The organism is Paraflavitalea soli (genome assembly GCF_003555545.1).
In the GTDB taxonomy this organism is placed as follows: Bacteria; Bacteroidota; Bacteroidia; order Chitinophagales; family Chitinophagaceae; genus Paraflavitalea; species Paraflavitalea soli.
This window is the reverse complement of the sequence record NZ_CP032157.1, coordinates 4620196-4634546: the sequence shown is the minus strand read 5'-3', so window position 1 is coordinate 4634546 and position 14351 is coordinate 4620196. Positions and strand designations below refer to the sequence as shown.

Below are 14351 nucleotides of genomic sequence, written 5' to 3'. Positions count from 1 at the left end.
AGGATGGCTTAATGATTAATGGGAAATCTGGTTATTCCTAATATTTTAAGTGACCTTTTGATTAACTCGTTGAATTTGAACTATATCAATACGATCTTTTGATCTTTTTCGTCGAATTTCAATTTGATGCCCTGATCTTGTAATATGCTCAACACATCTTTTATCGGGTACCCACGGGAAATTTGACCTTTTAATGACTTTGTTGAGATCTTACCGGCATATTCAATCTTGAGATTATACCAGCGTCCGATTTCCTGCATCACTGTCTTGATATCTCCTTCAAGGCTAATATAGCCAGCTCTCCAGGGAACCGCTTTTGTAATATCCACACCTACCTCTTTTACACCTGCTACTTTGCCACTCTTATCAACCAATGCTTCCTGACCGGGTGTAAGTAACTGTTGAGCAGCCGCTTTAGTGGTCAGTTTTACAGACCCTTGCAACAAGGTGGTCCTCACCAGTGCATCATCTGTATAGGCATTAATATTAAACCGCGTTCCCAATACTTCTACGGTGCTACCATCTTCAACAGCCACTTTGAAAGGCTTGTTTGTCATGTGAGCAATTTCGAAAAAAGCCTCACCGGTGAGCGAAACGTTTCTTTCTCCACCGGCGAAGGCTATAGGAAAACGCAATGATGAAGCCGCATTGAGCCAAACTATACTTCCATCCGGAAGGATAACCTGGAACTGTCCGCCCCGGGGGGTAGATACAGTATTGTAAAGAACTGTTGATCCAACAGGATCCTGGCCATTCGGGCTTTTATAAGCGATCTGCCCATTGGCCCTTGATATAGTAACATCCCCCTGTGTGATCACTTGCTGATCACCGGGATTATCAAGCACTACTTTTTTACCATCGCTCAGTACCAGCGTCACTTTTGAAAGCCCTGTGGTGATATCTTCTTTTGATTCACTGGCAGGTTGTTTTTCAACAATTGGCTGATTCACTGCTGGTTTGAAGTATAACCAACCAGCTACAGACAGGCTGAGCACCACAACAGCAGCAGCTGCGGCAGTAGCATATTTCCGCCACACCCGTTGAACAGGATAAAGCGGAATTACTTTATTGGCAGGATCTATCTGCTGGAGTGTTTTCTCCCAAACGGCCTGGCTGTCTATCTGGGTATACACCTTCAGTTTGTCAGCTAAAACCGATTGATCCGTTAATTCAGCAAGCAAAGAGCGATTTTCTTCTGATTCAGCAAGCCAACGCTGCAACTCATCATCTTCCTCCTGGCTCAAAGTCAGATCCCGATACTTATTGATCAGGTATAATATTTTTTCGACTTTTTCCATAAGTAATAAGGTGATAACTTGAGTTTTGAGCCGTTAACTCGTTGCTGAGTCATTTATATAAACAACGAGTGAGGACTCTTTGACAAAAAGATTTTCTGATTTTTTTATTTTCTCTGTAGAATGACCATTATATATATGTACCAGGCAATATATGAATGCGATCAGGAGAATTTTACCTTTCAGCAAATGGATGGCCCTTGCCTTCTGGTTCAATACATTACGGGGTGAAATGCCCAGTCTGTTGGCAGCCTCTTCGGTACTGGCGCCTTCAAAATAAACCTGCTCAAATACCGCCCGGCATTTCTTCGGCAGTTTTTCTATGTAAGGATATAATTTTTTCAATAACTCCGTTTCTACCATTTTGCGCAGAAAATCCTCCTCCCTGTCGGCCAGCAGGTAGGACAATTCATTATTGGAGGCAACCCTGCGTTGTTTCTGTTTCACCAGGTTTACGCAGGCATTCCGGGTAGTCGTGAGCAGAAAGCCTTTAATATGCCCTTCGTCGCTGAATTGCGCCCGGCCATGCCATAGTTTGGTAAAAGTATCTGCTACTATATCCTCGGCTTCTTCAGTATCCAGGCCATATTTCACCGCCAGGTAACACAATGACCGGTGGTGCTCTTTGAACACCTGTTCAAAAGTTCCCCCTTTTCCTTCCCGGAAGGCTGTCATCCAATATGCTTTATCCTGGAACTTTGGGGTCATCGGGATACGCGGCTGTAGGCGCTTCTTTTGATTGTTTAATAAATAAATAGATTGCCCGCTTGCCAGTTATGGCAATGCAGAAAAAGATAAGGCTTACCTGTGCAGGGAAGATAGTGATCCACAAAAATCAAACCCCGGCAAAACAGTTCATTTGATAAGGGGAGAGGATGCTAAATGGAACCGGAAAATTGCCGGACTGCAAAGTACCTGTATATGCCTTATTATACGGGTTCTGTGCTGTGCAAGATTACAAAATAAATGCTAAACCACAGCCTCGATAATGTATTGATCATCCCCGAATCGGACATTGTAGCCGGGCAGTGAGGTAATAAACTACCCTATTTGGCAAGTGCTGGCAATTATTTGATATAGATCAAGTAAGTGCGTGTGGCGCAAAGCTTTTATATTGTGCTCCAAACAGCAAGCTATAAAATAAGTATTATGAAATTGTTCCCTTTGAAAAGCGTGGCAGTATGGGCAATGGTCCTCGCCATTACAGCTACCTCCTGCAGTGATAAAAAAGCCTCCCAATTGGTAATCGGGAATACAGACATTGAAAGACCGCATGAATTGGTAGTGGTAAAAAGAAGTGTATTGGAAACCAGGCTGGATAGCCTGCCCGCCGGTAAATACATTATCCTCAAACAGGAGGGGCGTCCATTGGTGGTGCAGCACGATGACCGTGATGGTGATGGAGCCTGGGATGAGATCGCTTTCCTGGTGCCTTTGCAGCCCGGCGAAAAAAAGGTGCTGGATATAGAAGTTTCCGATGCGCCGGCCACCATCAAAGCGGCTGTGCTGGCACATGTGCGCCACAAAAGAAAGCATGCCGACAATACATTTGGTGATGACCTGCCAGGCGATACCGTTCCGGCAGGTCAGCCAGCTACTGATTTCAGCAAGCAACCCCTGCCGCCCTTTTTAACGGAAGGACCCGCCTGGGAAAATGATAAAGTAGGTTTCCGCCTGTACTTTGATGTGCGCAACGGGAAAGATATTTGGGGTAAAACCACCAGTCGCATGGTCCTTGATGAAGTAGGAACAGATACCTCAAAAAATTACCATGCACAGGCCGATTGGGGTATGGATGTGCTGAAGGTGGGTAAATCACTCGGAGCAGGTTCATTGGCCCTGCAGATGAAAGATGCCGGCGGTAAAGACACCCTCGTGCGCCTGGGCGGTGCAAATATGGGAAGCATTGTGTATCAAAAAATAGCCGATGGTCCGGTACGGGCTATTTTCCGCTTGCAATATCCTGCCTGGAAACCATTGGATAGCACCAATGTGGTAGCTGTTGCCGAAGAGATCAGCATATGGGGCGGACAATATTTTTATGAAAGCAATGTATACCTCACCGGCGCGCCGGCCGGGTCCAAACTCGTAACGGGTATCGTAAACCTGCACAGCCACGCCTCTAAAACTATAGATACTGCAGGCTGCGAAGTGCTGTATACTTATGATGCACAAAGTGAGAACAAAGACAACCTGGGTATGGCCCTGCTGGTCTCGAAAAAACTGTTTGATAGTTTTATCACCACGCCCAATGCCAATACCGATGTGCAGAATACCTATGCGGTAGCCCTTAATACCGGCAATGAGCCCGTGACTTACCGGTTTTATGCGGGATGGCAACCCAGCGATCCACAGTTTGCCAGCGAAGCCGCATTTCGAAACTTCCTGTCACAGGAAATAAAACGCAGTTCACCGGTTACTATTTCATGGAAATAGATACTTTAAAAGAGGTGACACCTTCCGTTTGCGTCGAAAAAAGAAAGGTGTCACCTCTAAAAAGACCACTAAAAAAGGAGGTGACACCTTTTTACAAAAAGGCGCCACCCCGGAAACCTTGCCGCTGAATCCTTGAAAAAACCGAGACCGTTTAGTGTTGTGTAAGTATGGCTATAACTCTCCCAGATTGTTTATGGGCCATAATTTTAATAAGCACAGATGGTGCAAAGCATCATAGCAGATAAGGTGGGGGAGGATTGCTAAAACAAATGGGTGCGGAAGAAGGGTCGGACAGTGAATAATGAGTAGAATACATAAGGTACGAACAATAAACCCTCAAAAGTGCAATGACCATCATCTTTATTTCTGCAACAACTGTCCTTTCCATTGTTTATACTTTTCGGGCATACAATGTCCACATGGCCGGTATCCATGTTGTAAAGCTTCCACTTCATCCCTAAAGAATACCCGGTTTGCTACCTTCATCTTTTTGCCTGAAGAACAGGTAAGCAGGCCATAGATCTTTGCCTTTTTATAACCGCCCAATGAAATTTCTCCGGACCGGATATATCTCCGAAGCAACAGGCGCCTTTCCCCAGCATCTTTTCCTAATCGATCATGATGGTACACAGTATCGGTTTGGTCAAAATTACGTTCCTGGCAATTCCGGGCAGACCCGGTTCTTGCGAACTTTGTTTAATGCGTGTCATGGCTGTACGGCCGACCGGACAGGTTGTACCAAAAGCGAACATTAAGCCCACTTTAATAGACTTTCAATAGGCTGGTTATCAAAAAACTGTATATTGGCATACCGATGGAGGAGGTTATGTGGGAAACAAAAATGATAACGATCAAAGCCATATAGCCATGCAAGAACAAGATCGTATATGGACACTGGTGGCCCGCAAACTGGCCGGTGAAGCTACCCGGGATGAACGCAAAGAGCTGGAACAGCTCTTGCACAAGTATCCGGACATGACCTATACCGTGGAAATGCTCCTGAACCTTTGGGCACAGGAAAAGCCACCCGAGAACGAAGAAGCAGAAGAAGCTTTTGAGCGCCTCGTGCAGCGCATGGCCGTGAAGGAAGCACAGAAAATTACACGTCAAACACCTTCCTCTGTTGCAGGCCGCGTTACCTGGAAAAAGCGGCCCTCCAGGGCAACCCGCCTGGTCAATTCCTTTATGAACAGCGGAGACAGGATCAACAATTACGTCAAAACTTCCTGCCGTACCTTATTGCGCAATAAGACCTTCTCAGCCATCAATATTATTGGCCTCGCTATAGGTATGGCCGGCGCCATCCTGTTGTTGCTGTGGATTCAGAATATATACAGCTTTGATCAGTTCCATACTAAAAAGGATCGAATTTACCAGGTGTACAGCCGCGATAAATCTGCCGGGCAAATTGAAGTGTGGGGTGGTACTTCCCATCCGGTTGGGCCCGGGTTGAAGGCTGGCTGGCCACAGGTGGAAGAAACTGTGCGAATGGTATGGGTAGGCGCTTTTATCCTGAAGAAGGGAGATACACAATTGCAAACACAAGGCTTCCTCACCGATCCCGGCTTTTTCTCCCTGTTCGACCTCCCTTTGCTTAAAGGCGATCCACATACCGCTTTGAATAGACCGCATTCCATTGTGCTCACAGAGAAAACCGCCGCCCGGCTTTTCGGAAAAGAAGAGGCCATGGGTAAGGTCATCAGGATCGACAGCAATATTAATTTTACGGTTACGGGTGTCCTTAAGCAATTGCCCAACAATACCCGTTTTGGGTTTGATTACCTCGTGCCCTGGAGTTATATGAAAGAAATAGGATGGGAAAATGACGATTGGACCAACACTTCCATTGCTACTTATGTATTGCTGAAGCCAGGCGTAACCGAAGCAAAGGCCAATGCCCTTATTGGCAACCTGATCAAAAAGAATGCAAAGGCAACTACTGAAATATTCCTCCATCCCATGGCCAAATGGCAGTTGTGGAGCCACTTTGAAAATGGGAAAATTGTGGGTGGCGGTATTGACATCGTACGTTTATTTGGCATTATTGCCGCTTTTATTCTGCTGATAGCCTGCATCAATTATATGAATATGAGTACTGCCCGCAGTGAAAAGCGGGCCAAAGAAGTAGGCATCCGTAAAGTGGCCGGTGCAGGCAGGCATTCCCTCGTTTTTCAGTTTATCAGCGAATCCCTGATCATTGCCCTGGTGGCTGGCATCCTGGCACTCCTGATCGCACAGTCGGTCCTGGGATGGTTCAACAGCTTGACAGATGTTGCCATCACTATTCCTTATCATCATACCGGCTTCTGGCTGGCGGCCTTGGGCTTTGTAGTGTTTACAGGTATACTCGCCGGTAGTTATCCCGCCTTTTACCTGTCCGCCTTCAGACCCGTGAAAGTATTGAAAGGTACTTTTAAGGCAGTCCATGCGATGGTTACACCCCGTAAAGTACTGGTGGTTGTCCAGTTTACTTTTGCTATCATTTTCATTATCTGCACCGTCATCATTTACCGGCAAATACTGCATGTGCAGCATAGAGATGTAGGTATTAACATGGATAAGCTGGCATTTGTATACGTGAAAGGCAATATGTCGAAAAATTACCGACTCATAAAAAATGAGTTGCTCAGCAGTGGCCTGGTTACCTCCGTTACCCGTACCAATTCACCCGTTACCGATATCTGGGCGGATACCGACAGGTACACCTGGGAAGGCAAAGACCCGCAGACGCGGATGAGGTTTGTACAATTCCTGAGCGATGATGATTTTACCCAAACCATGGGCCTGAAAGTATTGGCAGGCCGTGATATCAATACCAATCTCTATCCTACCGATTCTACCGCCATGTTATTGACCGAATCCGCCGTAAAGCAGATGGGCCTGCAACAACCGCTGGGAATGGTGATAAAAGGCGAATTCAAGGACTGGCATGTGGTAGGCGTGATCAGCGATTTTATTCCCGGCTCCCCTTTTCAGCCCGTAGCCCCCATCGTATTGCAGGGACCCGATAAAGATTGGTTTGGCGCTGTCTCTTTCCGCCTGAAAAAAGAGACACCGGATGTCCTGGAAAAAGTGGGGCAGGTATTTAAGAAATACAATCCCGATTACCCCTTTGAGTACCACTTCACCAAAGAGGCCCATACCAATAAATTCCGTGGCCAGCAGAGTACCGGTGAACTGGCGGCTGTTTTCGCCGGTCTTACCATCCTGATCTCCTGCATGGGCCTGTTTGCACTGGCCACCTACATGGCCGAAAACCGGATCAAAGAAGTGGGTGTGCGCAAAGTATTGGGTGCCTCTGTAGCAGCCATCGTAACCCTGTTGTCAACAGGATTTTTAAAACTGGTCTTTATTGCCTTCCTGGTGGCATCCCCCCTTGCCTGGTGGATGATGCATAGCTGGCTGCAGCATTTTGCCTACCGTATTGATATCGGCTGGTGGGTCTTTGGTCTTACAGGCCTTGTATCCGTCTTTATAGCCATCGCAACAGTTAGTTACCAGGCATTGAAAGCTGCCCTTTCCAACCCGGTAAAGGCCCTGCGGAGCGAATAAAAAAATCTGGTAATATATGTCGATAGCGGTGCTGATGGCACCGCTATTGCTGTATGGGTAAGGCCCTGGCCGCGGCAGGTGATCTTATTTGTGTTTAACTTTTTGCCTTATCTTTGGTTCCATCTTTTAACGGAGGTTCTCCCTGATTACCATTTGTATACAACACTTACCGGATGAAAAATGGCAAAATCTGCTTTCTGATTGATGATGACATCGACGACCAGGAGATCTTTACCCTGGTGCTGGAAAGTGTCAACCCTTCCATCACTTGTATTACTGCCAGTGATAGCATTGAAGCGGTTCAAAAACTCACTACAGAAGAAACATTTAATCCGGATTATATATTCCTTGACCTCAATATGCCACGCATGAGCGGCAAAGAGTGCCTGCAGGAGATCAAAAAAATAGACCGTTTAAAAGAAATACCCGTCATTATATATTCTACCTCTTCCGAGCAAAAAGATATGCTCGAGACCAGGGCCCTGGGCGCCAGCGATTACCTGGAGAAACAATCCAGTATAGTGGAGCTCAAAAACAGGCTGGCACATTATTTTAAATGATGTCCATCATACACGTAAGCAGAACGCAGGTAACAAAGCCGTTCTTATGAATGATGAAGTCAGTATGAGTCAGATCGATACAAATGCACTATTGGAAGGAGATAACTTTTATAAAAGCCTCCTCAGTAAACTGCCTATTGCCCTCTACACTTGTGATAAAGATGGGCATATACTATTCTTTAATGAAGCGGCTGTGGAACTTTGGGGACGGAAACCCGAGCCTGGCAAGGAGCTTTGGTGCGGTTCCTGGGAAATATACCGCACAGATGGCGCGCTGATGCCGCTGGAGGAATGCCCTATGGCCATTGCCTTAAAAGAGGGAAGAGCGGTACATGGACAGGAAATAGTGATCCGCCGGCCCGATGGCAGTAAACGCCGGGTAATGCCTTCCCCACAGTTGGTTTTTGATGCAGCGGGCAAACTCGTAGGCGCAGTTAACATGCTCAGCGATATTACCGAGCGCAGGATAGTGGAGGAAAAAATGGCCCACCTGGCTGCTATAGTAGATTCTTCGGATGACGCCATCATCAGCAAAACGCTCGACGGTGTTATTACCAGCTGGAATGAAGCCGCAGAGCGGATATTTGGTTACAAGGCCGCTGAAGCCATCGGCTGCTCCATTACGATGCTTATTCCGCCCGACCGCCAGGATGAAGAACCCAAAATAGTGGAGCGCCTTAAAAGAGGGGAGCGTGTAGACCATTTCGAAACAAAACGTATTACCAAAAACGGTAAGATATTGGATGTATCCCTTACCATCTCGCCGGTAAAAGCCCGTGATGGCAGGATCATAGGTGCTTCCAAAATATTACGCGACATTACACAACAGCGGGAAACCGAACGTATCATCAGGGATGGCGAAAAGCTTTTTAAAGAGCAATTGGAGAGAGTAGTCGAAGAAAGAACGGCTGAACTGGTGCGCACCAATGAAGACCTGGAAAGATCCAACCATGAGCTCGAGCAATACGCCTATATTGCCAGCCATGATCTCCAGGAACCCTTGCGCAAGATCCAGACTTTCGCAGAACTGTTGAAAACGAATGCGCACGATGAAGCGGCCGTCGAAAATTACTATGATAAAATAAACGTGTCTGCAAAGCGAATGGCCAGTCTCATCAAAGATGTGCTCAACTACTCCAGGCTTTCCAAATCAGACAATGTATTTGGCCAGGTCGACCTCAACCAGGTATTGCAGGATGTAAAGAATGATTTTGAGTTAATGATCGAACAAAAGAAAGCCATCATTTCCATCAGTCCATTGCCAGTCATCAGAGGTGATCTCCAACAGCTCCGCCAGCTTTTTGGCAATCTCCTGAGCAATGCCCTGAAATTTAGCAATCACCCACCAGAAATAGATGTTCAATTCTCCCTTATAGAGTTGCCTCCCCGTAAAGACAGCGAAAGCCATATCCCTGTACAATATGCGCAGATTACTTTTAAAGACAAGGGTATTGGCTTTGATCAAAAATATGCCGACCAGGTATTCGTAGTCTTTAAACGCCTCAATAACCGGCAGTTCTATAGCGGTACCGGTATAGGACTAGCCTTGTGCAAAAGGATTGTCGAAAGACATGGTGGTACCATCAGCGCCAGCAGTGAGTTGGGAAAGGGGACTACCTTTACCATCCAGCTGCCGGTTGACTGAGCGATCAATGTTACACTCAACAACCTTATCTTTACGCTACCCATGGAAGATCCCATTATTATAACTGTGCCTTATAAGGGCGAAGAAAAAAATATTGAAGTGCAATGGCAACCCATGGGGTATACCCATCGTTTCAAAGCATCGATAAATGAAGTAGAAGTATTCTTTGAACCAGATGAAGAAAGGAATTACCGGGCTGTAATACCGCCGGAACAGGCTGGCGTTGCCCATAAGATAGATCCTGCTTTACTGCAGGCCGTGGCAATGGTGCTGCACGATGCACTTGCCTGAGTTAATTAATAGGGTACGGATTTAGTTGTTCATAGTGCACGGATGCGGAAAGTGAATACTGGATTTGTCAGTGATCAAACAACTAAAAAAACTTCTTAAAGGCGCTGAAAAGAACAGAAAAGACTCCCAACAGATAGGCCGTATACAGTTGACCTTCCCAACGATCCCCCATGGATGTGAAATATCACCCGTACCCAACCGTCCCCGCGGAAGTCTTTCTGATTTCCCATTGTTCTCATCGCCTGTGCAAAAAACTTATCGGCAATGCACTGCCGTGTTTATTCATCGAATAACTTAATGCTTTGGAATGCTACTATTTTTTTGTGAACCAACCCGCCTGGAGCTGTAAAAGCTTTCAGGGGTAAAAGGAAAGGAACAGATAAAGGGCAGTTGCCGGGGTGCAATTCAAACGGTCAGGTGCAAATGTAAAGCAGTTTGTACAGTTTTCATCAGCATCGTATGATCACTACTATTATTTAGAAAATACACTATAGGGTAAACTCTTAGATCGCCGGTTAAATTAGGTTTAGAACGCTTGATTTAGAGCTAATGACAATTTAGGACCGCTACAATTTTAAGAGAAATAACCATCATTTATTGAAGTAATAGAAAAAACACTACATAAATTTCGTTGTTATTTGACCTATAAATGCTGATATTTCCACTAAAAACCCTCTTGCATTACATATTTTTGTATAGCATTACCTAAGTACCATGGCTAAAATTCTAATCATTGACGACCATTCGATTATCAGAGTGGGCATTGCTTTTCTTATTCGCCAGGAAATTCCATCGGCCGCCATCGATGAAGCAAAAAGCGGAGAGATAGCCGTGGCATTGCTTAAAAAAAATACCTACGACCTCGTAATTCTCGATGTAAACATCCCTGGTACCGATACCATTGACTTCATCAGCTACCTGTCAACAGCCATTCCCCATCTCAACATCCTCATCTTTACCATGAATCCCGAAGAATGGTATGGCAGGAGATTTCTAAAAATGGGTGTCAAAGGTTTCCTCAATAAAGAATCACCCGAAGAGGAGATCAAAAAAGCCATCTGGACCGTATTGAAAGGCAACCGCTATATCAGTCCTGCACTGGCCCAGATCATTTCCATGGACGCCCTGGAGAAAAAGAAAGAAAATCCTTTTGATGAACTCAGCAACAGGGAATTTGATGTGGCCATGCGGCTTACCCGGGGCGATTCTGTATCCGTCATCGCTGAATCACTCAATTTGCACGCCTCAACCGTTGGTACCCATAAAGCACATATCTTTGAAAAGCTGGGCGTGCAGAATATTATTCAGTTGGCAGACCTGGCCCGGTTGTATGATGCCAATGCCAGTTCAGGCGCTAAAAGTTAACAGTCAACCATTCTGCCAAACAGGCATTTCGTAGCCCAATCCTTTTTATGTAAGCCTTAATTTTTATTGATGCATCCTGGTGCCTATGAGATCATTGCCCTGGCATGGCTTGTTTGCCACATTATACCTTTTTCTGCTATGCCCTGGCCGCCTTTCAGCCCGCCAGCAGCCACTTCCATCTTTTGATACCCACCACTGCACCCATTATGATGATGAGCAAGGATTGCCTTCCAATGACATCACCGGGTTTTTTGAAGACCACCAGGGCTATTTGTGGTTTACCACCCAGTTTGGTCTGGTAAGATTTGATGGAAGAGAGTTCAGGACCTGGTATACAGGCAATGTACCTACCCTCACCTTCAACAGGCTTTATTCACTCAACGGCCGCTCCACCGACAGCCTGTTCTTTAGCGATGAGAGCAAGGCCGTTCATATGATAGATGCAGCAGGCCAGGTAAAACCAATGCCGGGCCTGCGCGCAGGCCAGAATTTCCTGATGAGCCAACACAGCTTTATCCTTGACCTGCGCCCCTATTTCAGGAAGGCCGAAGATTCAGTCAGGATCATGAAGGTATTGACAGACCCTGAATACCTCCACGCCATGCATGAGTTCTACCCCGATACCAACGGAAATGCCTGGTTCCTGAGCAGGAAGCACCTCAGCTATTTTCAACAAGGACATTTTCTGCCCGTAGATGCCTATGATGTTGAACGGGAAGCCCATTTCCGGATAAAGAAGAGCTTGTTTACAGTAAACCCCGCAGGAATGATCACCCTATATGAGGCGGGTAAAAGATCAGCAGCCACCTTTTTCCTCAAGACGCTGTTGCCCGCGCTGAAAGGAGACAAACAGCCCGATCTCCATCAACTGAAGTTCAGCTCCAACCCAACAGGTACCTTTCTGCAATACCAGCGACAGCTTTGGGCCCTCAGTTTTGATGGACAAAACCTGCACTCCAGTTTACTCCTGCACGATCTGCGCATCCCCCTGTCCACAGAAGCCTACTATTCCCAGCGCCACAGGCTTTATATATTTCGAACCATGACCAATGGTTTTTACCTCGTAAGGGAACAACCATTTACCGTTCGTAGCTTCCTGGATAAGGAGGGTATTCAAAATAATTTTACTGCCGCTGTAGAAATACAACCCATGCAGGTATTGACAACCAATGGCGTGATCTTTTCAAAAGACACTGCCTTCCGTCGTTATCCATTGGATTATGTAGGCAGCAATGCTTTGCTAAAAGATAAGGATCAACACATCTGGATACTGTTGAAGGATACCCTTTTTTGTATGGATAACCGGTTACAGCCATTGAATTATTGGGTGGTACCTTATACTGACCTGGCCAGCATCCTGCAGGACAGCAAAGGAACAATCTGGTATTGTACAAGCAACAGCCTGGCCAGGATTGATAACGGTGAGATGCGTTTCGTGTACCGTGATAATAAAGCCCTCCGACGTACCCAATGCCTGTTCATGCTAAATGATACCTCTTTCTGGCTTGGTACTACCATCGGCCTTTTTACTTATAATCTCCAAAGAAATACCATTACCCCCCACCGTGAAATGCGTGGCGTTTATGTGCGGCACGTGTATCGGGCAACAGATGGCACCATTTGGATCGGCACCTATGGGCAAGGATTTTATACCTGGAGGAACGGTCACTTTATAGCAATGCCGCAGGATAAAAACCATTACCTGGCAACAGCCCATTGCTTTATGGAAGATAGCAGCGGTTTTTTCTGGATACCCACCAATAAAGGATTGTTCCAGGTGGCCAGATCAGCCCTGGAGGGCTGGCTGAGTAATAAAGAGCAGGAAGTCTATTACCATTATTACAACAAATTCGATGGCTTTGCCTCCAATGAGTTTAACGGTGGCTCCAGTCCAGTGGGTATCCGCCTGCAGAATGGCACCTTCTCCCTTCCTTCCATGAAAGGCATGGTATGGTTCAGGCCGCAGCAGGTAAAGCCCGCCATGCCAATGGCAAAGATCCAGGTAGACCGGGTAGCCCTCGATACACAGGAAATAAAATTTACCGGTCCTATCAGGCTGCCTGCTGGTTCCCATAGGTTCAGGTTCCATATTTCCTCCCCTTTCTTTGGCAATACAGCCAATTTCGTCCCTGAATTCAAGGTCAAAGGAGTGGATCAGTCATGGACACCCGTAGCAGCTGATAATTCAATCCCAATCAATTACCTGTCGCCCGGGAAATATACCCTCGAAATTCGCCTGCGCAATGGATTTGGGCCAGGCGCCTATACAACCCAGGAACAATCATTTTCCATTGCCCCCTATATTTATCAAACACTGGTATTCAAATTGGCAGCTACCCTGATCGCCCTTGCATTGATCGCAGTTGTTATTTCCAGGTACCATAAGAACCGTATCAGGGACGAACAGGAAAGAGCCCAAATATTGGAACAGCAGGTCGCAGACAGGACACAGGTACTCAAACGTACGGTAACCGAACTGAAAGAACTGGAAGAAAACCTGCACAAGAGCAACCTGCTGAAAGACAGGCTTACCACCATCATCCTCCATGATATCCGGTCGCCCCTGCGATTTATGAACATGCTGTGTAACCAATTGAACGGGGCCCTTGCCGCCGGCGATACCCAGGCCCTTGCTGCTATGACCGCCGAACTTAAAAAATCCTCTGATCAGCTGGACGTATTCACCCGCGAATTCCTGGTATGGCTCACCACCCAGCAAACCGGATTCAAACTGCGAAAGGAGTACATAGATATCTTTCAGTTGTTCCGCGAGGCCAAAGAGTTTTACCGCAATGTCCTTAGCGGAAACAACAATACCCTGGAAATAGAAGGAAAAGAAGATATCAGTGCCTGGACCGACCGGCAGCTGTTAAAGATCATATTGCACAACCTCATCGACAACGCCAATAAACATACTGACAATGGTACTATTCGATTAAGCGTAACAGCCATTGATAAAGATCAGGTGTCCATCAAAGTGGCCGATTCCGGAAGGGGTATGACCACCTCCGAATTACACACTTTGCAAAAAGGTTTGGAAGATGAAAGCAGCCTGGGCGTAACCGATGGGGCCGGCAACCTCGGCTATCGGATCATCCGGGATTTTATTGCCAGATTAAATGGCCATATTATAGTAGAGAGTGCGTTGGAGACGGGAACCACAGTTACCATCCTGCTTCCCATATTATAACCCGTTTTTCCGGGCTT

General features: G+C 46.4%; 10 protein-coding genes. 7 read left to right on the top strand and 3 right to left on the bottom strand.

Annotated elements, in window-relative coordinates; translation table 11 throughout:
* Positions 1–80 precede the first annotated feature (80 nt).
* Positions 81–1298 carry a FecR family protein gene (locus tag D3H65_RS17245; protein WP_119051495.1) on the bottom strand — a complete coding sequence of 406 codons (1218 nt, stop codon included), beginning with the start codon at positions 1296–1298 and terminating at the stop codon, positions 81–83.
* Between the two features lie 33 nt (positions 1299–1331).
* Entirely contained in the window at positions 1332–1970 is a 639-nt protein-coding gene (locus tag D3H65_RS17240; protein ID WP_162915689.1) for an RNA polymerase sigma factor, read from the bottom strand.
* Between the two features lie 474 nt (positions 1971–2444).
* Between D3H65_RS17240 and D3H65_RS17235 the strand changes: the two genes are divergently transcribed.
* Positions 2445–3731, top strand: coding sequence for a DUF4861 domain-containing protein (locus tag D3H65_RS17235; protein ID WP_119051493.1), 1287 nt, complete (start codon positions 2445–2447; stop codon positions 3729–3731).
* A 360-nt stretch (positions 3732–4091) separates the two neighbouring features.
* Here D3H65_RS17235 and D3H65_RS33435 read toward each other — a convergent pair whose 3' ends face one another.
* Positions 4092–4361: an Ada metal-binding domain-containing protein gene (locus D3H65_RS33435; protein WP_119051492.1), complete on the bottom strand. Its 270-nt coding sequence runs from the start codon at positions 4359–4361 to the stop codon at positions 4092–4094.
* A gap of 237 nt (positions 4362–4598) precedes the next feature.
* On the opposite strand from D3H65_RS33435, the gene D3H65_RS17225 reads away from it, so the two are divergent.
* The 6 genes from D3H65_RS17225 (at position 4599) to D3H65_RS17200 (ending at position 14334) form a co-directional block, all read left to right on the top strand.
* Positions 4599–7283 carry an ABC transporter permease gene (locus tag D3H65_RS17225; protein ID WP_245999521.1) on the top strand — a complete coding sequence of 895 codons (2685 nt, stop codon included), beginning with the start codon at positions 4599–4601 and terminating at the stop codon, positions 7281–7283.
* 173 nt (positions 7284–7456) lie between these two features.
* On the top strand, positions 7457–7843 hold the full coding sequence (locus D3H65_RS17220) for a response regulator (protein ID WP_119051491.1): 387 nt from the start codon (positions 7457–7459) through the stop codon (positions 7841–7843).
* A 46-nt stretch (positions 7844–7889) separates the two neighbouring features.
* Positions 7890–9488: a PAS domain S-box protein gene (locus D3H65_RS17215; RefSeq protein WP_119051490.1), complete on the top strand. Its 1599-nt coding sequence runs from the start codon at positions 7890–7892 to the stop codon at positions 9486–9488.
* Positions 9489–9530: 42 nt separating this feature from the next.
* The gene (locus tag D3H65_RS17210) at positions 9531–9779 is read left to right on the top strand and encodes a hypothetical protein (RefSeq protein ID WP_119051489.1); all 249 of its coding nucleotides are present in this window, start codon (positions 9531–9533) and stop codon (positions 9777–9779) included.
* Positions 9780–10493: 714 nt separating this feature from the next.
* Positions 10494–11144, top strand: coding sequence for a response regulator (locus D3H65_RS17205; RefSeq protein WP_119051488.1), 651 nt, complete (start codon positions 10494–10496; stop codon positions 11142–11144).
* Positions 11145–11229: 85 nt separating this feature from the next.
* On the top strand, positions 11230–14334 hold the full coding sequence (locus tag D3H65_RS17200) for a sensor histidine kinase (protein ID WP_119051487.1): 3105 nt from the start codon (positions 11230–11232) through the stop codon (positions 14332–14334).
* The last annotated feature ends 17 nt before the right edge of the window (positions 14335–14351 follow it).

Coding starts and splice junctions, on each gene's coding strand:
- D3H65_RS17245 (WP_119051495.1), bottom strand. CDS start 1,298: ATGGAAAAAGTCGAAAAAATATTATACCTGATCAATAAGTATCGGGAT.
- D3H65_RS17240 (WP_162915689.1), bottom strand. CDS start 1,970: ATGACAGCCTTCCGGGAAGGAAAAGGGGGAACTTTTGAACAGGTGTTC.
- D3H65_RS17235 (WP_119051493.1), top strand. CDS start 2,445: ATGAAATTGTTCCCTTTGAAAAGCGTGGCAGTATGGGCAATGGTCCTC.
- D3H65_RS17225 (WP_245999521.1), top strand. CDS start 4,599: ATGCAAGAACAAGATCGTATATGGACACTGGTGGCCCGCAAACTGGCC.
- D3H65_RS17220 (WP_119051491.1), top strand. CDS start 7,457: ATGAAAAATGGCAAAATCTGCTTTCTGATTGATGATGACATCGACGAC.
- D3H65_RS17215 (WP_119051490.1), top strand. CDS start 7,890: ATGAATGATGAAGTCAGTATGAGTCAGATCGATACAAATGCACTATTG.
- D3H65_RS17210 (WP_119051489.1), top strand. CDS start 9,531: ATGGAAGATCCCATTATTATAACTGTGCCTTATAAGGGCGAAGAAAAA.
- D3H65_RS17205 (WP_119051488.1), top strand. CDS start 10,494: ATGGCTAAAATTCTAATCATTGACGACCATTCGATTATCAGAGTGGGC.
- D3H65_RS17200 (WP_119051487.1), top strand. CDS start 11,230: ATGAGATCATTGCCCTGGCATGGCTTGTTTGCCACATTATACCTTTTT.